Origin of the sequence: Neptuniibacter sp. UBA6509 (assembly GCA_002435145.1) — a bacterium.
Taxonomy (GTDB): domain Bacteria; phylum Pseudomonadota; class Gammaproteobacteria; order Pseudomonadales; family Balneatricaceae; genus Neptuniibacter.
Window position 1 is genome coordinate 1 of record DJLT01000102.1, and the last position, 21,786, is coordinate 21,786.

Below are 21,786 nucleotides of genomic sequence, written 5' to 3' on the forward strand. Positions count from 1 at the left end.
AACTGACTTGTAATCAGTAGGTCCGGGGTTCGACTCCTCGTGCCGGCACCATTTTCCCCCTTTCTGTATGTCTTTTTTATCCGATCCATATTTTAAATAATGATTTCTATTCTAGATCTATAGTGCGTTTTTCGTTGATGAGTTTTCGGAATGTGGTTGATTGAAGCCCTCTTTGTACTTGAAACGATGTCTCTGTAGGAAATGAGTAAACTCATCAGGGCTCATAGGCTTACCAAACAAATATCCTTGAAGCAGATCGCAATTAAGGTTTTTTAAACCTTCTTTTTGTTGCTGAGATTCAATTCCTTCTGCAGTAACGCTTAAACCGAGCTGGTGCGCCATCGCGATAGTAGCTGATACTAATATGTTTGAATCTGGGTTGTTTGGGAATTCATTGATGAAAGATCGGTCTATTTTAAGGTTATTAAAAGGGAACGTTTTTAGGTAGTTCAGTGATGAATAGCCTGTACCAAAATCGTCCATGCAGATTTTGACGCCCATCGCTGTAATTTTATTAAGTGTTTTGTACAGTTCGGGGCTCGCCTGGATAAGTAAGCCTTCAGTAACTTCGATGCTAAGGAGGTTTGCGGGGAGTTTACTTAGTGTTAAAGCCTCTTTTATATCTTGAACAAAGTCGTTACCTTTAAACTGTCTTGGTGATACGTTAACTGAGATATTAAAGTTATCGTTGTTTTGGTCAATCCATTCTTTGGCCTGAAGGCATGCTTGTTGTAGAACCCATCGGCCTATATTAACGATCAAGCCTGTTTGCTCAGCAAGTGGGATAAATTCAATAGGTGAAACAGAACCCAGCTCTTTAGAGTTCCACCTTAAGAGGGCTTCAGCTCCAGCAATGGTTGTTTGGTCGCCGGTCTCTTGCATCAGCGGTTGGAACACAATGCTGAATTCATTCTCTTCCATTGCTTGTCGTAAGTTGTTATCGATATTTAACTTACGTGTGGCAATTTCATTCATCTCTTGGGTGTAATAATGGAATGTGTTCTTACCATCGTTCTTAGCTTTGTACATGCCTATATCTGCAGCACGCAGCAGTGATTGGTAGTCTTGCGCATCGTTCGGGTAGATTGAAACGCCGATACTGGTTGTAACGAATAGTTCCTTATTCTGTATCGAAAAAGGTTTCATAAACTGTTCTAGAATTTTCTCAATATAGATTTCTGCATCAGCAGGGGTATTGAGGTCTTCAAGTATAATGATGAATTCGTCACCGCCGTGGCGAGCTACCGTGTCGCTATCATTTACACATGAGATGAAGCGTTTACTGGCGTGCTGTAGGAGTAAATCCCCCACGTCGTGTCCTAAGCTGTCATTCACTTTTTTAAAACCGTCAAGATCAACAAATAGCAAAGCTAGCTTTGTGCCATGTTTATCAGCGGCTTTCATGGCTTGCTCAGCTCTATCACGCGCCAACAGACGGTTGGGGATATTGGTTAGTAGGTCGAATTGAGCCTGATAGAGTATCTTTTCTTTCTGCTCTTTATGGTGGCTAATGTCTTTTATCGTCAGGATAGAATATAAGCCATCATCAAATTTCATGCTGGCTGTTTTTACTTCCGCAGTAAAGTCTGAGCCATCTTTTCTGTGAAACACTATCTCTGAATTTAAGCTGTCATCTTCATTATGGGGGGCATATAAGGCGTTAAAAATAGCTTCGCCAAATAGCTGTGATACAGGGTGTGCAATGAGGTCTTTCCGCTCTTCATTCATCAGCTTACAAAACGATTCATTTACATCAATGATGCGTCCATGAGTATGGATCAATAAGCCTTCACCGACTAAATCTGAGAGTTGTCTAAAACGACTCTCACTGGCGACCAACTGTTTTTGGACAGCAATACGATTGCGTATATCTCTAAAGGATGCTGCTCTAGCTTTTTCCCCGTTCCATGTCACAGATCTACCTGTTACTACTACAGGTATGACCTGGTCGTTTTTGGTCAGAATGTTAGCTTGATATGGAGCATTAGAGGATGACTCAACATGGGCTAAAACTGTTGGCAGGCTTTCTTGAGTAAATAGATCTTTTGGCTTTAGATTTTTTAGCTCTTTTTGTGAATAGCCAAAGAGTTTTTCACCTTGTTTATTAACATACATAACGCCATCAGAGTTGTGGATAAATATAGCTTCCGTACTGACCTGTTCAAAGTGCTGTAAGCGATTTTTACTTTCTTCAATCTCTTTCTGATATTCAGAGTTACTATTTATCGTTGCCTTTAAGGTTCGATATAGCTGCCTAACGGCAATCGCTGTTACTAGAAAAAGGAAAAAGGTTATAGCAAAAACCAAATTCCTTTGGCTTTCCTGTTGAATCGGGTAAAGGTGTTCAGGCTTGAGAAGGTAGGTGATTTTCCAGCCTTTAAGTGCTTCAACAGGTTGGCTGTTTACAATGAAATTATCATTCTGACTATTTTCGACACGGCCATCATTTAGCGTAATAAAACCAATCGTTTCCGGCTCTGTTTCTCCAAATTGACGGGATTTGGCGATCTGTTTTTTCTGCTGCTCAGATAAAGGATAAAGGCTCTTATAAAGCCAATCAGTATTGTTTGAAGCAAAAATAATATCATTCTTATCGACTAAGACAGCACTGCCTGATAAGCCTGAGAAGTTTTCTTCTATCTGTTCCGGGTTAAACTTTATGACAGCGACACCTGCAATGCTGCTACCAAAAAAGATAGGGCTGCTGAAGTAAATACCTCTCTTTTTCGTGGTGACACCTAAAGCTAAGTGTACATAGTCCCTCCCTTGCATCGCATTTTTAAAGTAATCACGAAAAGCGTAGTTTTTACCGTGGAGGGTTTTCTCTGTAAGGAGATTGTTATCTGCAATGGTGACGCCATTCACATTCATTATGTAACAGATAGACGCATTTAATGTGGTGCAGTAACGCTCTAATAAATTACCGAGTTGCTTGGGAGGCTGCGGAGAATGTTCAAAGTTACTATTTTGCAGTAGTTGTTCACCGGCTAAGAGTTTGACTGCATGCTGTTTATTACGAATGAAAGCGCTTGCTTGTTCTGCTAACAAGTTAGTTACATTCTCGCTGTGTGTTAGCGCTTCTTTTTCTGTTTCGTTACTAAAATTGAAATAGACGAGTCCACCGCCAATCACGACTAACAGTAACGGTAGTACGACTAGCGCTAAAGTCCCTCGTGTTGCATTGAGAGAGTACTGTCTGGGAGATTGATGTTTTTCGGCCAAGTTTACTGCCTTAAATTGTATCGATTAGATCAGAGCACTGTTTTTTAGTGTCTATGGCAACAATCTAACTCAAATTAATGAATGTTTATACCATATTGTTTTTTGCGCGACTTCTCTAAGGAAACCTTTTTTTATAATAGTCGTTATTGAATGAAATGTAGGAAGATTCATGATGATTTCAGTTATTTAGTGATTTATAGGACTTAAATTAACGAATTAACCGAGAGGGACTAAATAACGAGACATCCAGGTATGCTAATCGTCTATCGAGTTAAGTACCGAGAGGAGATGGAGGAACTTTAATCACTTTCTTTAGGTTTCTGGATGGCTCTTTGTACAAATAAACTTGTCGAGATGATCCCAGACTATTTCGGGGGTAAGCGATGCAAAAATGGCGGGCTCTATTTGTGCACCCGTGTTTGGGTAATCCTTAGCTTCTAGGCACTGTTGATTTTTGCCGTAACCCCCAACAAGCCCAGGATCGGTAGAGCCGAATAGAATTACATTAGGGGTGTCTAAGGCGGCTGCTAGATGGGATAACCCTGTATCTACTGAAACGCAGGCGGTAGCGCTAGCTAGAACATGTGCAATTTCCGATAAAGGTAGTTTAGGGAGAACCTCTACATGGGGAGCATTTTTAGCAAACCGTTCTGCACGCTCTTTTTCTTTTGCTGAGCCCCAAGGAAGTTTGATCTTCCAGCCAGCCTCTCCAGCTTTCCTTATTAGAGTTATCCAATAGGCTTCAGGCCAATGTTTATCAAAGCGTGTCGTACTGTGCTGAAAAACTAAATAGGGTTCGCTCTTGTCTAAATTGATTGAGAAATGTTGCTTAATCGCAAAATCGCCAATCTCTTCAGATATTGAGTAGTTCAGTGCGCTCGCAAAAAGCTGCCTAACGCGTTCAACCGCGTGAAGCTCCTTACTGACGCTGATGGTGTGGTCATAAAAACGTGCAGCGAGAGGCTCTTTAGCAGAGTGCTTGTCTAGACCGTAACGTGGTCCCTTTGCGACCTTAGATACCAGTACCGCACTTTTTAATAGACCTTGTGCATCAATGATGGCGTCGTAGTTTTGTTGCTGCAGTTCTTTTTTATAAGCGCTCCACTCGCCGTTTTTGAACGTTTTAAAAATGTTTTTACGCCAGCGACGAATAGCAACGGGGATAACTTTATCAACGCTAGCATGCCACTTTGGTATTTCAGAAAAACCTTCCTCTACTACCCAATCAAAACGAATGCCAGGATGTGCTTTGGTTGCATCAGTTAATGCAGGTAGGGTGTGGATAATGTCACCCATGGAGGAGGTTTTTACGATCAATACTTTCATGCTGTTAGCCACTTTTGTAATGCTGTTTGAGCCATATCAGGGGTGATATCAATCATGCTTTGATGATACCCCTGCTCTGCATCGCCTTTTCTTATTTTATGAAAACCATCTAGCAACTTTATTATTTCTGCTTGATGAGAAAGAGGCGGTGTAAATGATGGGCTTGTCGGGCCGTAAAGTGCAACTAGGGGGGTGTTTACTGCTGCAGCGATATGCATTAACCCTGAGTCATTACTGACAGCCGCTTCACAATGGGCGATAAGGTCGATTGCTTGGGGTAGACTGGTGGTACCTGCTAAGTTATGGCAGCATTTCTGCTCTTGTTCACTTAGCTGATCTTGAATCTGCTGACAAGTTTCTCTGTCTTTCTCTGAACCAAAAAGCCAGATTTGATAACCTTCCGTAATCATCTTCTTTGCTAGCGCTGCATAGTGATAATCGGGCCAACGTTTTGCTGGACCAAATTCGGCTCCGGGGCAGAAGGCGATCGCTTTATCTGCGTTGAGCCCCAATTGAATGAGAGCAGCGTTATACTCAGCGCTATCTACCGACAACTGTGGATAAAGTATGGAGTCTAATGACAGAGCAGGCGCTGTTGCCTCTTGTGACAAGGCAACATAGCGTTGCACCATCAACGGAAAGGCTTCTTTATCGAGAGGTCTTATATCATTGAGTAATCCATAGCGCATCTCTCCGCGCCAGCCGGTACGTTTGGGTATGCTGGCAAACCAAGGAATAAGGGCAGATTTAAGTGAGTTTGGCAATACGAGTGCTTGCTCATAACGGTTTTGACTCAGTTGCTTACCGATCTGTTTTCTAAGGCCCCACTGAAGGCTGCCATGGCCTACAGGCATCTCAATTGCTTGATTGACTTCAGGCATCCGCGCCAACACTGGGCGACACCAGTTTGGCGCAAGTACGTCGATCTCTATATCAGGGTTTTGCTGTTTTAAATGCCGATATAAAGATTGACTCATCAGCATGTCGCCAACCCAAGAAGGTCCAATGATCAGTGTTTTCATAGGTTGCTATCCATTCGAATTATTAACAACATACTCTTATTGAACCTTTCTATCAGCGGGGTTTAATCGGCGATCGAAAATTTCTTTATACTCTGGTTTTAACTTTTTGTAGCGTGTTGTCTCACCGTTTGAGTGCTTAACATTGCCCCTGTCAAAGTTGATATGAATATAGGACAGATCAGGCATTACTAAGACAGCATTTGGTTCATTGTGCAGAGTTTTCATATAGGCTGAAACCACCCGTAAACGTTCAGGATCAATCGGCGTCATTAGATCTACACCATTGATCTCGGAAACCGGTGTAATCTGCATGAGATTTAAAATCGTAGCAAAAATGTCAGCTTGACTGACGGGCGCGGTTTCATTGGTTTTAAGGGTTGCTATAGCGCTAGCAGGTGGGAAAACCATTAATGCGTTATGGATGATTCCTGAAGCATAACCTGAATTGAAGGCCGTTTTGTTACTGGAGATATCTTGACCATGGTCCGATGAAAAAAACACCCAAGCATCGGGATCATGTTCCCTGACAGTGTTTACAAGTGTTTCTAAATAAAGATCAGAATAGAGCACTGTATTGTCATAAGCGTTAATGCTGTTTGGCTCTTCTTCAGGCAAAAACTGTTTAATGTAATCAGGCGAATGAGTGTTGTACGGATAGTGGCTACCGTTCATCTGGGCAACTAACAGCATCGGAGCTGTCTGCGAATCATTAAGTGTTGATTCCAGATAAGGCGTAATTCCCTCCGTTAGTACTTTCATGTCATCGGCGCCTTCGGAAACGGATACAGATGCGCTGAAATCAGTACCTGGACGGTAAAAATCTAGATCTTGATCAACAAATATTTGATCTACATTTCTCCATTGGAAATCTTGTGCGGTGATTAAGGCTGTTGTATAGCCTGCAGCTTTTGCATAGTTAAAGATTGTCGGACTACTGTAAACGATTCCGTGAGGATCTATACCCTGCAATCCAGTCAGCATATATGGAACTGAGCTAAGTGTGCGTGTACCTAAACTGACAGCATTACGGTAGAGCAGCATCTCACCCTTATCCATCATTTTTTGCAAACGTGGCGTTGTAGGGCGCGGGTAATCGGCTATGCCTAGATGATCAAAATTAAGTGATTCACCCACAATGAAAACAATATTAGGGGCTTTGGGATGAGCTGTTCGTGCTTCCAGTTGGGGTTTGTCTACGAGTTTTCCTTCAAATGCATTACGTTCTATTAGGTTGGGAAATACACTGGCGTAGGCGACAGAGCTAAATTGAAATTTGCTGATACCGTACCAGCTGAATGATAGAAGCAAAAAGAAAATGACAGAGACTATAACGCTGCTAATGCGTAACCAGATCCTAGGTCTTAGATCGAGACGAAATAATAAAAGTAATAGAGGCAGTTCTATTAATAGCAGTATCAAGGGTTTCAATAGAGCGGCGTTGTCGATCCATAACTCAAGGGTTAGCAATGGATCTGCTGCTACAAAGCGAAGATCAAATACGGTGACGAAGTTATTGTAAACTGCGAAATAAGAGAGCTGAGCGATCTGGGTGCCAAGTATGAAAAAGACAAATACTGCTCTAATAGCACTGCTTCTAATAGGGGCAAAAAGCACCATCAAGAATATTAAGGCGATTAGGCTAAAGCTGTAGTTAACCCAAAACCGTTCCCCCGTGGCATTTTCAATAATCCAATTGATGTCCCTAACTAAAAATAGGTCGCAAAAGGAAAGGCAAAGAAAGATAAGAAAAAATGTTCGCTTAGGGGCTGATTTTCCTAACTGCGTGAACTTGGCAAATGCTTTTTTCATTATTCCTCAAATAGGGTACTGTCAGCTTTTCCATGGGTTGCGTTTTCAAACCTAGAACCTTGGGTTGAATCGCTATAAAGACAGATAAATCATGGTAGCTGATAGGTTATTGATTATCCGATATGTTCGGATTTTTCTAGTGGGTGAATCATACAATAATTGCTTAAGAACGCCCAATTTCTATTCTTTCTACTCGGAATGCATTTTTTTTCTTCAAGATGGCTAGTTGAGGCGGTGAGGTAATTCCAATTTGCTGTTATGAGGATTAGAATATCAGCCCTTATTTGTACATCATCATATCTATTTCCTTTTCTTACGGGAGATAGTGACACATCAGAATAATTAGAAGGAAGGTATCATGGCAACTGCATTTGGCTCCGTTTTTATGCCAGAAATGTCAATCACTTGGTTTGACGGTTCCAGCTGGAGTGCGGTCGAAATGGTCCCTAGCGATAGCATTCAACTGCATCCAGGCGCGCATGCTCTTCATTATTCAAGTACGTGTTTTGAAGGCCTAAAGGCATTTAGACATGAAGATGGCTCTATAAAAGTATTTCGCATTGATCGTAATGTATCCCGTTTAGCTCAAAGTGCTCGTTTACTGGCGTTACCAGAGTTGGATGAAGAGTTTGTGACTCAGATGATTTTGGATACAGTTAAGAAATTTGCTGCGGAAGTTCCTGCGCCTCCTGGGTCTATGTATATACGTCCAACGTTATTTGGCACTGAGCCTGCGATTGGTAAAGCGGCCGCGCCTTCCGAGACTGCGTGTTTTTACGTTTTGCTTTCGCCTGTAGGTGATTATTTTGCGGGTGGTGATAGAGCGTTACGTTTATTAGTTGAAGATCACGGACTTCGTTGCGCTCCGCATAATGGCATGATCAAAAGTGGCGGTAACTATGCCAGCGCATTGCTGCCAACGATGAAAGCGAAAGCAGAGCATAATGTTGATCAGGTTTTATTCTGTCCAAATGGTGACGTTCAAGAAACTGGCGCTGCTAACTTCCTGTTAATTGATGGTAACGAGGTTATTACGCGTTCACTGGATGAGAGTTTCTTGCATGGTGTAACGCGCGACAGTGTATTAACGATTGCGGCTGATTTAGGTATGAAGGTTACAGAGCGAAGATTAACTGTTGATGAGATGCTAGAACGTATCGCAAAACCAGGTTGCGAAGCAGCCCTTTCAGGTACTGCTGCAGTACTGGCACCTGTAGGCACTATGGTTTATCAAGGTAAAGAACATCAAGTAGGAAGTGGTGACATCGGTGAAACTACAGTTAAGCTTCGTACTGCGCTGAATGATATTCAGTGGGGTAAGGCTGAAGATAAGCACGGTTGGTTAACTGACGTGTAGATCGTTTTTAGAATATAAAAAGGCGGAGCTCAATGAGCTCCGCCTTTTTTGTTTCAGCCTAAACTAATAAGCTAATCGCCGATGAATTTATGCCAAATTGCAGCGACAGCTTCTCTTAAATCTGTCATTTCGGAAGCAGAGATTGTGTTAGATAGGTCCTTCATTGTTTGTTTATGACCTACCGCCCTATAAGCTTTATAGGCTTCACGTAAGGTTTCGGCCTCGCTTGAATTGAGTAGCTCTACTTTCTCCGCAGCATTGAGAATACGAATGTTATCAGTGTATTCGTAGAGCTCAGGGAATTGATGTGCATGGTTTAGAACCAGGAATTGAACTAAAAATTCAATATCTACAATGCCTCCGCGGTCATGTTTTAAATGGAAGACTGGGTTGTCTTCAGTTGAGCTGCTTTTGCTGCCTAAATGCTGACGCATTTTTTCACGCATTTCTGATACGTCTTTAAGCAGTTTTTCCGTATCCCTTTCGTTTTCTAGAATCTCAGCTCGAACCGCTTCATAGCCCTTTTTAAGATTAGTGTCACCGGCAACCACACGAGCACGTACAAGGGCCTGGTGTTCCCAAGTCCATGCTTCTTTTTTCTGGTATTCTCTAAACGCTTTGAGTGAGCTGACAAGTAGGCCTGAATTGCCAGAGGGGCGTAAACGCATATCTACCTCATAAAGCTGACCCGAAGTGGTGAAGGTGTTGAGGATGTGGATTATTTTTTGCCCTAACCGAGTAAAAAAGACAGAGTTTGCTATCTGTTTGTCGCCATCAGTGAATAAATTTGGATCCGAATCATGAATGAATACAAGGTCTAAATCTGATCCATAGGAAAGCTCAATACCGCCGACTTTACCGTAGCCTAGAACGATAAAGTCAGGATTGCAGGGGACGCCCGCAGTTTTTTGTGGTGAGCCATGTTTTTCGGTCATCAATCGCCACGCGACATCAACAACAGCCTCTAAAATTACCTCCGCTGTCCATGTTAAGTAATCACTTACTTTCATCAGAGGAAGTGCGCCAGTAATCTCTGATGCTGCCACTTTTAAAACATGTGCGTTTTTGAAGTAGCGTAGGGCATCCATGATTTGTTCTGTATCTTCCTCTGGGATGCGCAGCAACTGTTGACGTAACTCACTGTTAAGTTGCTCCTTATTCGGTGGGGCGTAGAGTGTTTTTTGATCGATTAGCTCATCTAATAAGATCGGTTGCTTTGTGAGCTTTTCGGAAAACCATGCCGAAGCGGAACAGAGTTTGACCAACTGCTGTAAAGCCATTGGGTTTTCCGCTAACAGCACCAAATAGGCAGAACGTCGCAGAATTGCTTGTATCAGTTCTAACACTCGTCCTAAGGTTTCTGTCGGGTTTTCAGTTTCTATGATTTCACTGAACATGTTCGGTAGCACTAACCGTAAGCGTTCTTGTGCTATCTGTTGTAGCATTTGCACCATTTTGGATTGGCGCAGGTTGTTGATTAATTCCCATGCTTCTTTTGGAGTATCAAATCCTTGTTCTTTTAAGATGGCTTCAGCTTGTTCATCTTCCAGCTCGTCTTTCCAAAGGGATAGCCAAGTTTCTTGGTTGCTGCTCTCTTCGTTAGACGTTTCCTCTTCACTCTGCGCAATAAGGTCAGCAAAGTGGGTACGCACATTATTACGCTGATTTTCGAGTGCGCTAGAGAAATCATCCCATTTTGAAAAACCCATGCTAAATGCAAGTCGTAGCTGTTCTATTTCGGTATTAGGTAGTTCTTGGGTTTGTTTGTCGGCAACGGCTTGAATCGCGTGTTCTGCATTACGTAAAAATTCATAGGCCTGCATCAGTTCATCAGAGGCAACTTGCGGCATACCTACGGCGTCCGGCAGCATAGGCAATATTTTACACAGCTCACGCTGTTGTAATCTCGAGTCTCTGCCGCCTCGTAACAACTGGAAAACTTGTGCGATGAATTCGACTTCGCGTATTCCGCCAGATCCAAGTTTTACGTTGTTGTTGAGGCCTTTACGGCGGACTTCGCGACTGATCATATCTTTCATTTCACGAAGGGAATCAAAGGCGCTAAAGTCGATGTATTTGCGGTAGACAAAAGGGCGGAGGATACTCATTAATTCATCGCCGGCGTCTTTATCTCCTGCCATGACCCTTGCTTTAATCATGGCATAGCGTTCCCATTCTCGGCCATGCTCTTGATAGTAGCCTTCCATCGCGTCAAAACTAATCGCAAGTGGGCCAGCGGAGCCAAAAGGTCTAAGGCGCATATCTACACGGAAGACAAACCCATCAAAGGTGAGGTTATCCAATGCTTGGATTAGCTTTTTACCTAAACGGATGAAGAATTCTTGGTTCTCTAAACACTTTTTACAGCCTTCAGTTTCACCATTTTCGGGATAAACGAAGATAAGATCGATGTCAGACGATAGATTTAGTTCATTCGCGCCGAGTTTACCCATACCGAGTACAACCATGCGAAGCGGCTTTTTGCTGTGGCGGCCTGTAGGTGTTCCCCAGCGTTCGCAAGCTGGAACATAAAGCCAATCCATCACTTGTTCGACACAGGCATCTGCTAACCACGATAACTCGCGGGTGGTGGTGCGCATATCGCTAGCACGGGTTAAATCACGCCAGATTAAGCGTACCTGTTCTCGTTGTCTAAAGCAGCGGACCGCTTTATGTAGCTGTTCTTCAGTTTCCAACGGAGCAAGTATAGATTGCAGGCTCTCTTGATAAAAATTGGGTGCGTACTCTGTATACAAATTGCCGCTATCTAGAAGGTCAGAGAGCATCTCGGGATTACGTTCTAGTTGCTCCGTGACAAAATTACTACCGGTTAAAACACGTGTTAAGTCATCAATAAAGGATGTGGGCGTGCTTTTTACCTGATCTAAAGCCGCAGAAAGCTTTTCCCAGTTCTGTTGAAGTAAAGGCTGAAGGGCTTCGGGTAGTATGTCCAAATGCGGGTTAAGCATGGGATATTTTGCTCCTGAGTGGTAATCCTTTAATCGTAACAGCGAGGTTTAGTTAATATCCTGATTTTAATCAGGTATTGAGTAAACAGTTAGCCGCAAGCGCCTGATGATTTTCAGACCAACGATGTCGCCAAGATTTATCGATAAGCTGTTCTGAAATTAATAGAGCCAGTACACCAGGTTCAGCGGTTTGTAGCAGAACATTGACTCGAGCAGCTGCATGCTCTGCTTGTTCTTGAATCCAGTCGCTTTTCGGATTTCCTGAGAGTATTGCTGTTCTGCGCCAAGCATCTATATCTCTTAATTGACGAATCAGTTTGGTCAGAATTTTGTCTAGCTTCCCATCGGGTTCGGCAGGTATGACATCACTAAAACTTTCATATAAAGCGCTAATATTGCGTAAAGATTCTAGCGCTAATGGAATATGCGTCCAGTCTTTCGTAAACGCCCAAGCTTCAAAATAGCGTGGCCACAAGCTTAGCTCGTTACTTAACAAGGCAATGAACGCTTGCTCTAGGGTTGTGCTTTTATCAAATTTAGGTGTTGTGCGTTTGATGCTATAAGCGGAGGGCTCTAGTAGCCTATAACCACGTTCAGCCTTACTTATATCACTTATATACAGGGGAACATGTTTCGCTAATTCAAGTGCAAATTTAACCAGTTCACTCGCGTTACCTTGCAAAAGCTCTAGCTCTAATTCACATAATGGGTCTTCTTTACCTAAGGCTGTAACCGTGCCCTGATCCAAGGCTATCTCTGCTTTTAATACTTCACCTTGGCTATCATGGGTGTCTAAAATCCAGGTCTTACGTTGAAAATCAGTACTAAAAACAGGCGCGATGCTCTTTTGAATTGCGGGGTCATTAAGTTCTTTAGGCCACTCTGCGAGTGCGAGTAGACTGTAGTCTAACTCGGGCTTTTTTATGAGCCATTCCCATTCGTTGCGGCTATGCAGCCCTGCTTCAGAGAAACCGCTACTTTTGAGTGTTTGAATGAGCTGGTCGCCCTTTTTCCGTATGCGTAAAGCGACTCTATGCTGTGTTAAAAGCTGTTCAGGGGTGTCGTAGTATGTATTACCGAGCTGATGCGTGTTTAATTCCCTGATCTGTTCTGAGCGAAATAGCGGCTGACGAATCAATGATTCAATATGATGGGGGCTGAGTGTTAGTTTTAGCTCTACTTCAAGTGCCATGTTCTCTTCTCTTTAATCCGGAGCTTAGCTTGTTTTTTTATATAAGCTTGTTACATCAGCGGTAGATGCTTCTGATGATAACGTGCGCTTTTTATTAATATTTTTTGTGCGCTAGGTACTCGCAGTTTCAGGTAAACTTTATCTAAGCGCAAGCTCTATACTTAAAATGGACTTATGTTAGTCAAGTAATCGCAATGCTGCGTGATAAAGCAAAGTTTAACCTTTAGTGAATTGTACGCAGGCTGAGTGGGATCAGAGCAGTATTCCGGTGATTGAATTACTTGAAGGTTGGTTATCTCATTTAGGTTTTAAGATAGAAATGGTGCCTTTGGTACTGGAGCACCATTTATACAAGATTTAGTAATGGGTTCTATTGTGATGGGGCCGGGTTCCATTGACCAAGCTCATCAGCCAGATGAGTATTTGGCTTTTGATCAGATAAAGCCTACAGTAGCTGTATTAGAAAAAATGATCACTCAATACTGCTTATAGTTATATACCACTGTGAAAAACGATACTAAACAATACGTTAATTGGTTCCGTCAGTCCTCACCCTATATTAATGCGCATCGTGGAAACACGTTTGTGTTGATGCTGAGCGGTGAATCTGTCGCTGATGCCAACTTTGCAAATATCGTGCATGATATTGCTTTGCTGAATAGTCTGGGCGTCAGGCTCATTCTTGTGCATGGCTCTCGGCCGCAGATTAGTGAACGTATACATCAGAAGAAGCTGACTTCACAGTTACACCATCACTTACGTGTAACCGATAAAGATACTATGACCTGTGTCATCGAAGCTTCGGCAATTGTTCGAGCGGAAATTGAAGCACAGTTATCATTAGGTCTGCCTAACACGCCTATGGCGGGTTCTCGTATTAAAGTTGTATCGGGTAATTTTGTTACGGCTAAGCCTGTCGGTGTTTTAGACGGCGTTGATATGGCACATACTGGTGAGGTGCGTCGTTTAGATCATGACGCTATCATTCAACAGTTAGATGATGGAAATATCGTACTGTTGTCCCATCTTGGATATTCCCCGACGGGGGAGCTTTTTAATCTTTCCGTTGAGGATGTGGCTACTTGTGCGGCGACCGGCCTAGAAGCAGATAAGCTTATCTTATTTGGTGCGGATAATGGTGTGAGTGATAGTTCCGGCGCTTTACGAAGTGAACTGTTAACACGAAAAGCCGAGCGTTTAGTGGGGCAATATTTAGCATCATTGGAAGATACGGATCAGCCGCATACTGAATTATCCCGGCATTTGGCTGCTGCGGTAAATGCTTGTCGTAAAGGCGTGACACGTTGTCACTTAATTAGTTTTAAAGAGGATGGCGCTTTATTAGCTGAGCTTTTTACCCGCGACGGCTCAGGTACGATGGTGCTTCCTGAATCTTATGAACAATTACGTCAGGCAAGTATCGAAGATGTAGGTGCTGTGCTCGAGCTTATTCGGCCTTTAGAGCAAAACGGCACTTTGGTACGGCGTTCTCGTGAGGTTTTAGAGAATGAGATTGAGCGCTTTACGCTGATTGAGCGTGATGGCGTTGTTATTGGTTGTGCTGCTCTGTATCCCTTTGCAAAGGAGGGTATAGGGGAACTGGCTTGTGTCGTGGTGGCTTCAGAATATAAAGGTGGCGCGCGAGGTGATGAACTGCTGCAAAGCATAGAACTTCAGGCTCGTGAGCAAGGTTTGAAAAAACTGTTTGTGTTAACAACAAAAACCGCGCACTGGTTTATCGAACGTGGTTTTATTGAAACTCAAGTAGAGCAGCTGCCCCATGAAAAGAAATCGTTATTTAATCTACAACGAAATTCAAAAGTATTTACGCGTGAGCTCTCTTAAAGCGGAATAACAGGTTTTCGTCCTGTTAATCGGGGAAACGGATGGCAAAGCAGGTACCGCCTAGGGGGGAGTCTGTTACTTCAATTGCCCCTTGATAACTACTGATAATATCCGTTGCAACGGATAGTCCAATCCCTTGGCCTTGGATTGAAGTATCTAAGCGTGCGCCTCGTTGAAGAATAACTTGACGCATCTCGGGTGTTACCCCTGGGCCATCATCACAAATAGATAGTTTTAGCTCGCTGTTCTGATAGGAGCCACTTACTTTTACTTGGCTGTTGCCATATTTAAATGCATTTTCCATGATATTGCCAAGCACTTCCATTAGATCACGTTCATCGCCGTGAAATATTAAATCTGCCGTTAACAGCATCTCTGAATGCACATTCTTATTCTTATAGACTTTGTTAAGTGCACTGAGCATGCGTTCTACAATCGGTGCAAGTTGTACCGATTTTCCTAACGGCTTACTTTGGCTTTTAATTGCTCGACTGAGTTGATATTGCACAATCTGATCCATGCGTTCAACTTGCTCAGAAACTAGAGTTTGATATGTATGCAGCTCATGCTCTTCCAGTTCTGCGCCTCTCATAACCGCTAGGGGCGTTTTCAAACTATGGGCTAAGTCACCTAAGGTATTTCGATAGCGTTCACGCTGCTTGCGCTCACTTTCAATAAGTTCATTTAGGTTTTCTGTGACCGGCTCCACTTCATCAGGGTAGCTGCCGCTTAGCTTTTCAGAGGTTCCTGATTCAATCGCTTTAAGGTCTCGGGCTAGACGCCTTAAAGGTGTTAGGCCCCAGCTTAAAATTAGTGTTTGTGCCAGTAGTGCGACGAGGAAAATAATCCCAAGCCACAGTATGAGCTGCTGTTCGTACGCTTCAATGTCGCGAATAACGAGGGCATCAGATTCCATTACAGTGAAGAGGAATGAGTGCTCTTTCCCTTCGGTTTCCCAAATGATACGAAGCTGGAAACTGTAAGTTGCAGCATCAGGGAGGTGTTGGAAAAGTGGTTCCCCGGTGGTTATCCCTCCTAAATTAATCGCCTCTGTTAAGTGTGGGTCATCTAATAAAATGGAGGAAAGTGATCTCCAAAGTAGCTGGCCTTCTTGGTCATGAATTGCGGCATATAGGCCGGAATTTAGTTGATTGTATCGAGGCTCTTGCAGGCGTTCGGGGAAGACAATGTGGTCATCTTTTAGCTCAACAGCGCCGAGTAGTAAATAGACTTGGAGCTGAAGTCTATCTTTAACTGAGTTTTCAACACTGTAATTATATGCTTTGCTCAGTGCTAAACCTGCGATCAATAAGACAATCGGAAGAACTAAAGCGGAAGCTATAAGAAGGCGCCCCTGCAGTGATTGCAGGGGGGATTTTACGTTCACTCGCTATCCTTAACTGTCGTGTTTAGAGCAAAGCGATAGCCTAAACCACGTACGGTGGTTATCGGTTCTAAATCTTGATCAGGATCTAACTTTTGACGTAGGCGTCTTACAAACACTTCAAGAACGTTACTATCTCGATCAAAGTCTTGATGATAAAGGTGTTCTGTTAGTTCGCTTTTAGAGATGGTTTTTCCCGCATTTAAGACTAAGTACTCAAATGTTCTGTATTCGTAGCTGGTTAATTTAACCGCTTCATCGTTGCGATAAACAACACGGCCTGTGGTGTCTATCTTCAGTGGGCCGAATTCGAGAACAGGTTTAGAGTGCCCAGCAGCGCGACGTAGCAATGCATTCAAACGAGCTGAAAGTTCTTCCATATGGAAGGGTTTTACTAGGTAATCATCTGCCCCAGCTTCTAAACCTTCAACTTTATCTTGCCAGTCACCACGAGCAGTTAGAATGATAATGGGAAACTCTTTACCTGCCGCTCTCCAGCGTTTGATAACCTCAATACCTGATAGCTTAGGCAGGCCTAAATCAACGATGGCTAAATCATAAGGATATTCTTCACCAAGGTAGAGTGCTTCTTCACCGTCAGCGGTTTCTTCTACTGTGTAGTTGTTGCTTTCTAGTGCGCTTACAAGTTGACGACGTAGATCCGGATCATCTTCCACAACCAATAATTTCATGTCAGAACTACTCCCTTATTTAGTTTTATCAGGTCTTATGATTTCGCCGTTCAGGCTATCTACCAAGATATCCTTTACTCTGCCTTCATTGACAATACGGATGATATATACGGCTTGCCCATTGTGCTCAGATGTTTCTGTTTTAATGACATCCCCAGGCGTGTTTTCAGTCGCTATATTAATGGCTTGCTTTGGGGAAACAATTCCTTTTTTTTCGTCTGCGAAAGAGCTCGGTGTGAAGGCGAAAAAAAACGATGTTATTAATACAGCAAAACGAAAATGCTGTTTGAGCATTGGTAAAGCCTCTTACGTTTATGATGGGGATTAGTATCCCGTATCAGCTATCAGGTAGTAAATAAAAATCTTCTGCTTACTTATACACAGGAGTTTAGCGTAAAAATATAATATTAAAGCTGGAAAACTGTATAGGGAGTGAATGCTAGGATAAAACTAGGGGAGGAGGAGTTGTTATTAGGTGCCAACTTACTAGAGCCTAGGAGTGCGGTTTGCTCCTAGGCATCTTATGATTTTAGTGAATTAATCAGTTGTTATCACATTGTTTACAGGTATTGATACCTACTACTTTGTAGAGCGGACACCAACCGAAGAGTGCGATTAATATTACAGGTAAACCGATCCAGCCTAATGCTGTTTGTGGACCAACAAATACCAACGCAATAAGTACTAACCCAATAAAAATACGGATGCTTTTATCTACAGTGCCAATGTTTTTGTTCATGCTGTTGAACCTCTCATATATTAAATTGAGGTCATCATAATATGAGTTCTTAATGGCCGTCTGTGATTAAGTCACAGAGTGAAGGCTTTCCAAATTACAAATATGAATACACCCCCGCTCAAGTTGAATTAACCCTCGCGATTCAAGTTTTTTTAGTTGGCGAGAGACAACTTCTCGAGCGGTGCCTAAATTATCGGCAATTTCCTGGTGGGAGGTGAGAACTTTTAAATCATGATTGGTTTGAGTAATTAGATATTCTATTAAACGGGATTCGATGCTTTCGAAGGCTATACTTTGAACGAGCTCTATCATCTCTGACAATGGCGATGCATAAGATGAGAATATAAAGTGTCGCAACCTAGGAGAATCGTTCAGAGCGTTTTCAAATGATTTAAGAGGGAGCAAGTAAGCTTGTACTTCTGTTTCACTAATGCCTTCTGCTGGATAGTTCTGTTTCCCAAGTAAACAAGAGGTGGTAAGAACGCAGGTGCCTTTCTCTTCAATCCTATAAAGCACGATTTCTCTTCCCGCTGCGTTTCTACCAAGTACTTTTACAGTACCAGAGACGACCATAATGAAGTTATTGCATAAGTCACCTTGGCGAAACAATACAGTGTTGCTAGGCACTTGTATGAGTTGGGCATCTTTTAAGATTGTTAAGCCAGCTTGGTCAAGCTGGCTTAACTCAGGGTAGCGTTCAAGAAGAGAGGGCATGTCGAAGCTATTTATCTTTTGCTTGTTTCGCCTTTATTTGGCGTACAGATAAAATGACAAATCTAACGTTGTATATCATGCCTAAGGTCAGGGCTATTGCAGCGGTAACAATAAAGACATTACCTAGCGCTGGCATTTTGAAATACCAACCGACCCAAAGCGAAATGATGCTGACAATCGCAACAGGAATGCCGGTTTTTATAAGAAGGTTCATCCACTTATCTGAGCGAATCTCTTTTTTATCGATACTAGACATAGTTGACCTCGATGTTTCTCGTGCTGCACAGAGTAGTGTGCAGCACGGATACGATCAAGGGGTTATAAAAACTTATATCTGATTAATTGGTCTCAAGGGGAGATCAAATGCATCGGCTACGCCTGGACAGTATATGTGCCCATTAGAAAGATTTAGACCTTTCGCAAAAAAGGGTTCATCGTGAAGAATGCTTCTCCAATCATTATTTGCGAGTTTAATAACATAAGGCATTGTTGCATTGGTGAGTGCTAGAGTAGATGTGCGTGCAACCGCTCCCGGCATATTACCAACACAGTAATGAACAATCCCTTGCTTTGTATAAGTGGGTTCAGCATGAGTCGTCACTCGACTACTTTCGAAGCAGCCTCCTTGATCGATAGCGACATCAACGATAACAGCGCCTTGTGGCATATGCGACAGATGCTCACGTGTGACTAGTTTAGGTGCTGCGGCTCCAGGAATAAGAACAGCCCCAATGATTAGGTCACTTTGGCATATGGCTTGATAGATGCTGTCCTGTGTTGAATACACCGTTTTAAGGCGACCATTAAACTGAGCATCTAGAACTCTTAGTCTGTCAGGAGAGTTATCATAGATGGTGGTATCAGCACCTAAACCTAAGGCCATAATGGCCGCGTTTGTGCCGACAACGCCCCCTCCAAGAATGGATACTTTCCCTGGTGGTACTCCGGGGACACCGCCTAAAAGAACTCCCCTACCTTTTTGGGCAATTTCAAGACAATGAGCACCTGCCTGTACGGACATTCTGCCTGCGACCTCACTCATTGGGGCGAGTAAAGGTAAACGCTGAAACTGATCCGTTATTGTCTCGTAGGCGATGGCAGTACAGCCTGATTTGAGTAAATCATGGGTCAGTGTTTCACTGGCCGCAAGATGAAGATAGGTAAATAGAATATGGTCTTGGCGTATCTGTTCTACTTCTTCGGCTAGAGGCTCTTTTACTTTGATAATAAGTTGGCCTTGTTGCCAAACCTGATCAGAGGATTGGCACAGTATCGCTCCGGCATCTTGATAGTCTTGGTCACTAAAACCAATTTTTTCTCCTGCATGGGTTTCAACAAAGACAGTGTGTTTTTGATTGCAAAGCTCTTTGACGCCTGAGGGTGTAAGTCCTACACGATACTCATGAACTTTTATCTCTTTCGGAATACCAATGCGCATATCTGCCTCCAATGCTCCTGCTTAAGCTTTATTGTAGTCAATGCGGGCTAAGTCGATGTCGGTAAAACCTATTCTTGGCATGTATTGTTGCGTAGAAAACATTATGTCGGCAGGTGGCTTGTTCAATCATTCTGCTATAATCGGCCATCTGCTAAATAAAAATTTATAATTTTAAGGGTCAATCTAATGCCTCAATATCGCTCTAAGACATCGACTGCGGGTCGTAATATGGCTGGTGCGCGTGCACTATGGCGTGCGACCGGTATGAAGGATGAGGATTTCCACAAGCCAATTATTGCTGTGGCAAACTCTTTTACTCAATTTGTTCCAGGTCACGTACATCTTAAAGATATGGGGCAGTTGGTCGCACGTGAAATTGAAAAAGCGGGCGGTGTAGCTAAAGAATTTAATACTATTGCAGTCGATGACGGCATCGCAATGGGTCACGATGGCATGCTTTATTCGCTACCTTCACGTGACATTATTGCAGATTCAGTAGAATACATGGTTAACGCACATTGTGCGGATGCGCTGGTATGTATTTCGAACTGTGACAAAATCACACCGGGAATGCTGATGGCGTCTATGCGCCTCAATATCCCTGTGATTTTTGTAACAGGTGGCCCAATGGAAGCAGGCAAAACCAAACTGTCTGAACATAAATTGGACTTGGTAGATGCAATGGTTTTGGCTGCAGACTCGACGGCTTCAGATGAAGAAGTGGATGCGGTTGAGCGTTCAGCGTGCCCTACCTGTGGTTCTTGTTCAGGTATGTTCACAGCGAACTCAATGAACTGCCTTGCTGAAGCTTTAGGTTTAGCATTGCCAGGTAATGGTACTGTCGTTGCTACACATGCTGATCGTGAGAAATTGTTTCTTAAAGCAGGTCGTACCATTGTTGATCTTGCGAAGCGCTATTACGAGCAGGATGATGAACGTGTATTACCACGCTCTGTGGGTTTTAAAGCTTTTGAAAACTGCACCACACTTGATATTGCTATGGGTGGCTCCACTAACACTATTCTTCACTTGCTAGCAATTGCTCAGGAAGCGGAGATTGATTTTACGCTGAAAGATATCGATCGTATGTCACGTGCTGTGCCTCAGTTATGTAAAGTTGCGCCTAATACCCCGGATTACCATATTGAAGATGTTCACCGTGCGGGTGGCATCATGGGTATTTTGGGTGAGCTGGATCGTGCAGGAAAACTGCATACGGATGTACCTACAGTGCATGCGCTGACGATGAAAGATGCGCTGGATGAATGGGATATAATGCGGAACCCAACGCCAGAAATTATGGAGTTCTATAAAGCGGGTCCTGCAGGTATTCCAACTCAAGTTGCATTTAGTCAGGCAACCCGTTGGCCGACATTGGACGGTGATCGAGAAAATGGTTGTATCCGTTCTATAGAGAACGCTTTCTCTTTGGAAGGTGGTTTAGCTGTGCTTTATGGCAACATCGCATTGGATGGTTGTGTTGTGAAATCAGCCGGTGTTGATGAGTCTATTCTTGTATTTGAAGGCCCTGCACATATTACAGAATCTCAGGATGAAGCGGTTGCTAATATCCTAGATGATAAAGTAAAAGCAGGCGATGTAGTGATTGTTCGTTACGAAGGACCTAAAGGCGGTCCGGGTATGCAGGAGATGCTTTATCCAACGTCTTACATTAAGTCGAAAGGTTTAGGTAAAGATTGTGCCTTGTTAACGGATGGCCGATTCTCTGGTGGTACTTCTGGTTTGTCTATTGGGCATGCTTCGCCGGAAGCTGCTGCGGGCGGTGCGATAGGTTTAGTGCGCAATGGCGATATGATTCGTATCGATATTCCAAATCGTACAATTGACGTGTTGCTATCTGATGAAGAGCTAGCGGCTCGTCGTGCTGAGCAGGATAAGCTTGGTTGGAAGCCGGCAGAAGAACGCCCGCGTAAAGTGTCTGCTGCGCTAAAAGCGTATGCGAAGCTAGTAACATCTGCTGATACTGGTGCTGTACGTGACCTTTCTCAGTTAGATTAGTATCGATAGATATTAGAAATGAAAAGGCAGCCCAAGGGCCACTGCTGTCCCATAGTTT

General features: G+C 43.2%; 16 protein-coding genes and 1 pseudogene. 4 read left to right on the top strand and 13 right to left on the bottom strand.

All coding sequences use genetic code 11. From position 1 onward, the window contains the following. Window positions 1-117 precede the first annotated feature (117 nt). The 4 genes from B4K11_RS12990 to B4K11_RS13005 form a co-directional block, all read right to left on the bottom strand. Window positions 118-3,222: an EAL domain-containing protein gene (locus B4K11_RS12990; protein ID WP_292955907.1), complete on the bottom strand. Its 3,105-nt coding sequence runs from the start codon at window positions 3,220-3,222 to the stop codon at window positions 118-120. A 312-nt stretch (window positions 3,223-3,534) separates the two neighbouring features. After that, on the bottom strand, window positions 3,535-4,548 hold the full coding sequence (rfaC, locus tag B4K11_RS12995) for a lipopolysaccharide heptosyltransferase RfaC (protein WP_292955910.1): 1,014 nt from the start codon (window positions 4,546-4,548) through the stop codon (window positions 3,535-3,537). Further along, window positions 4,545-5,570 carry a lipopolysaccharide heptosyltransferase II gene (gene waaF, locus B4K11_RS13000; protein ID WP_292955913.1) on the bottom strand — a complete coding sequence of 342 codons (1,026 nt, stop codon included), beginning with the start codon at window positions 5,568-5,570 and terminating at the stop codon, window positions 4,545-4,547. The genes rfaC and waaF overlap by 4 nt, the downstream gene beginning before the upstream one ends. A gap of 36 nt (window positions 5,571-5,606) precedes the next feature. After that, entirely contained in the window at window positions 5,607-7,379 is a 1,773-nt protein-coding gene (locus B4K11_RS13005; protein ID WP_292955916.1) for a phosphoethanolamine transferase, read from the bottom strand. A 358-nt stretch (window positions 7,380-7,737) separates the two neighbouring features. Here B4K11_RS13005 and B4K11_RS13010 point away from each other — a divergent pair, with 358 nt between their 5' ends. Beyond that, window positions 7,738-8,736: a branched-chain amino acid aminotransferase gene (locus tag B4K11_RS13010; protein WP_292955919.1), complete on the top strand. Its 999-nt coding sequence runs from the start codon at window positions 7,738-7,740 to the stop codon at window positions 8,734-8,736. 71 nt (window positions 8,737-8,807) lie between these two features. Here B4K11_RS13010 and glnE read toward each other — a convergent pair whose 3' ends face one another. Further along, entirely contained in the window at window positions 8,808-11,705 is a 2,898-nt protein-coding gene (gene glnE, locus B4K11_RS13015) for a bifunctional [glutamate--ammonia ligase]-adenylyl-L-tyrosine phosphorylase/[glutamate--ammonia-ligase] adenylyltransferase (RefSeq protein WP_292955922.1), read from the bottom strand. A gap of 70 nt (window positions 11,706-11,775) precedes the next feature. Next, window positions 11,776-12,897: an inorganic triphosphatase gene (locus B4K11_RS13020; RefSeq protein ID WP_292955925.1), complete on the bottom strand. Its 1,122-nt coding sequence runs from the start codon at window positions 12,895-12,897 to the stop codon at window positions 11,776-11,778. A 339-nt stretch (window positions 12,898-13,236) separates the two neighbouring features. Here B4K11_RS13020 and B4K11_RS13025 point away from each other — a divergent pair. Both B4K11_RS13025 and argA read left to right on the top strand, forming a co-directional pair. Next, window positions 13,237-13,389 (top strand): annotated as a pseudogene (locus tag B4K11_RS13025) (acetylornithine deacetylase); the annotation flags it as partial. A gap of 12 nt (window positions 13,390-13,401) precedes the next feature. Then, window positions 13,402-14,742 carry an amino-acid N-acetyltransferase gene (gene argA / locus B4K11_RS13030; RefSeq protein WP_292955928.1) on the top strand — a complete coding sequence of 447 codons (1,341 nt, stop codon included), beginning with the start codon at window positions 13,402-13,404 and terminating at the stop codon, window positions 14,740-14,742. 25 nt (window positions 14,743-14,767) lie between these two features. On the opposite strand, the gene B4K11_RS13035 is transcribed toward argA, so the two are convergent. The 7 genes from B4K11_RS13035 to ald form a co-directional block, all read right to left on the bottom strand. Beyond that, a complete protein-coding gene (locus B4K11_RS13035; protein WP_292955931.1) occupies window positions 14,768-16,129 on the bottom strand; it encodes an ATP-binding protein in 1,362 nt (453 codons plus the stop codon). After that, a complete protein-coding gene (locus B4K11_RS13040) occupies window positions 16,126-16,818 on the bottom strand; it encodes a response regulator transcription factor (protein WP_292955934.1) in 693 nt (230 codons plus the stop codon). Before B4K11_RS13040 ends, B4K11_RS13035 begins: the two co-directional genes overlap by 4 nt. A 15-nt stretch (window positions 16,819-16,833) precedes the next feature. Continuing rightward, window positions 16,834-17,112: a PepSY domain-containing protein gene (locus tag B4K11_RS13045; RefSeq protein ID WP_292955937.1), complete on the bottom strand. Its 279-nt coding sequence runs from the start codon at window positions 17,110-17,112 to the stop codon at window positions 16,834-16,836. Between the two features lie 247 nt (window positions 17,113-17,359). Next, window positions 17,360-17,557 (bottom strand): YgaP family membrane protein, encoded by a 198-nt coding sequence (locus B4K11_RS13050; protein WP_292955940.1) that lies wholly within the window; start codon window positions 17,555-17,557, stop codon window positions 17,360-17,362. A gap of 66 nt (window positions 17,558-17,623) precedes the next feature. Then, window positions 17,624-18,271 carry a Crp/Fnr family transcriptional regulator gene (locus B4K11_RS13055; protein ID WP_292955943.1) on the bottom strand — a complete coding sequence of 216 codons (648 nt, stop codon included), beginning with the start codon at window positions 18,269-18,271 and terminating at the stop codon, window positions 17,624-17,626. Window positions 18,272-18,278: 7 nt separating this feature from the next. Further along, entirely contained in the window at window positions 18,279-18,527 is a 249-nt protein-coding gene (locus B4K11_RS13060; RefSeq protein WP_292955946.1) for a hypothetical protein, read from the bottom strand. A gap of 72 nt (window positions 18,528-18,599) precedes the next feature. Next, window positions 18,600-19,709: an alanine dehydrogenase gene (ald, locus tag B4K11_RS13065; protein WP_292955949.1), complete on the bottom strand. Its 1,110-nt coding sequence runs from the start codon at window positions 19,707-19,709 to the stop codon at window positions 18,600-18,602. A gap of 186 nt (window positions 19,710-19,895) precedes the next feature. On the opposite strand from ald, the gene ilvD reads away from it, so the two are divergent. Continuing rightward, on the top strand, window positions 19,896-21,728 hold the full coding sequence (gene ilvD / locus B4K11_RS13070) for a dihydroxy-acid dehydratase (protein ID WP_292955952.1): 1,833 nt from the start codon (window positions 19,896-19,898) through the stop codon (window positions 21,726-21,728). Window positions 21,729-21,786: the final 58 nt, after the last annotated feature.